Source organism: Streptomyces katrae, assembly GCF_000966975.1.
In the GTDB taxonomy this organism is placed as follows: domain Bacteria; phylum Actinomycetota; class Actinomycetes; order Streptomycetales; family Streptomycetaceae; genus Streptomyces; species Streptomyces katrae.
In genome coordinates, this window is the sequence record NZ_JZWV01000424.1 from 1 (window position 1) to 310 (window position 310).

Sequence of the window (310 nt, forward strand, 5' to 3'; positions counted from 1 at the left end):
GATCAGGACGAGGCCGGCGACCCTGGCGGGCAGCGGGCGCGGGCCGGCCGCTGCCCGGGCGGCGGCGGCCAGGGCGGCTCGGGGGCGGCCGGTGTGGGTGGTGAGCATGCTGTGGTTGAGCAGGGTCAGCCGGGCCGTCCAGCGGTCCCCGCACAGGTCCGCGAGGGCGAGCGCCCGCGCGTTCATCCGGTGGGCCCGGCGGTAGCGGCCGGCGTCGAAGAGGATCCAGCCGATGACCTCGGCCAGCTCGGCGAGGGCGGCGAGCCGGTCGGGGCCGAGGCCGCGCAGGGCGGCCGGGGCGGCCGACAGC

General features: G+C 80.3%; 1 pseudogene. It reads right to left on the reverse strand.

Going from position 1 to position 310, the window contains the following annotated elements:
* Positions 1-310 (reverse strand): annotated as a pseudogene (locus tag VR44_RS16275) (DNA-binding protein); the annotation flags it as partial.